Annotated in this window: 1 protein-coding gene; it reads left to right on the top strand. The window is 43.6% G+C overall.

All coding sequences use genetic code 11. From position 1 onward, the window contains the following. Nucleotides 1-216: 216 nt before the first annotated feature. Nucleotides 217-1,397, top strand: a 1,181-nt coding sequence (locus WEIDD23_RS11895) for an acetate/propionate family kinase (RefSeq protein WP_062359088.1), incomplete at its 3' end; no start/stop codon positions are given.

The following is a 1,397-nucleotide window of genomic DNA, read 5'->3' on the forward strand; positions in this document are numbered from 1 at the left end:
ATGCTAGCGCGGACGCCTGAATTGACAAATGTGGCAGAAAATAAGAATTTTGTGTCAGAAATTACGGCTTGGATGACGGCAAACGCATTACGCCACGCATAGTGTCACACGTGATACGTGTGTGAAACATTTGACAATTCAGTCAGTAAATTTTGTGCTATACTATTTAAAGATATTGAGCAAATTCCAGTTTTGGAAAAGAGGAGACAAGTATACATGGCTAAGACTATGGCGATTAACGCCGGCTCTTCATCATTGAAGTTTCAATTGATTGAGATGCCAGCTGAGCAGGTAATTGCAAAGGGACAAGTTGAACGAATCGGTTTGAGCGATTCAATCTTTACGTTGAAGTACAATGGTGAAAAGATTGAATTGATTCAAGACATCGACAACCACGAGGCTGCCATTAACTTGTTGTTGGAACAATTGAAGGAAAACAACGTTATTGCTGACTTGAGCGAAATCACAGGTGTTGGTCACCGTGTGGTTGCGGGTGGAGAATGGTTTAACCACTCAGTCGTTGTTGACGATGATGTTTTGGAAAAGATTGACCGTTTGGCTGCTTATGCGCCTTTGCACAACCCAGCTAACGCTATGGGAATCCGTGTCTTCCAAAAGTTGTTGCCTAACGCAACTTCAGTCGCTGTGTTCGACACAGCGTTCCACCAAACAATGCCACGCAAGAACTACTTGTACGGTTTGCCATATGAGTACTACACGAAGTACGGTGCTCGTAAGTATGGTGCCCACGGAACATCACACCGTTACGTGGCTGCCCGCACGGCAGAAATTTTGAACAAGCCTCTTGAAGACTTGAAGATTATCACGCTTCACTTGGGAGCTGGTGCTTCAATTACGGCCATCAAGAATGGTAAGTCATACGATACTTCAATGGGCTTCACGCCATTGGCTGGTGTTATGATGGCAACTCGTTCAGGTGATGTGGACCCATCTTTGGTTTACTACATCCAAGAGCGTGAAGGTTTGACGAACGATGAAATGTTGAACATCTTGAACAAGAAGTCAGGTTTGCTTGGTGTCTCAACGTTGTCAGCTGACATGCGTGACTTGAAGGCTGTTCGTGAGACAAACGAACACGCTGAATTGGCTATCCAAATGTTCGTTGATCGTGTTGTTCGTTACATCGGTCAATACTACATGGAGCTTGAAGGTATTGATGCAATCGTCTTTACTGCTGGTATCGGTGAAAATGCCGATGACTTGCGTTCAGAAATCATCAGCCGTTTGAACTTCATGGGTATTAAGATGAATGAAGAACAAAACAAGCAACGTGATGATGAAATGATTATTTCTACTGATGATTCAGCCGTTAAGGTGTTGAAGGTTGCAACCGATGAAGAAATTATGATTGCACGCGACGTTGAATTGTTGAAGAA

Origin of the sequence: Weissella sp. DD23, from assembly GCF_001579105.1 — a bacterium.
In the GTDB taxonomy this organism is placed as follows: Bacteria; Bacillota; Bacilli; order Lactobacillales; family Lactobacillaceae; genus Weissella; species Weissella cibaria.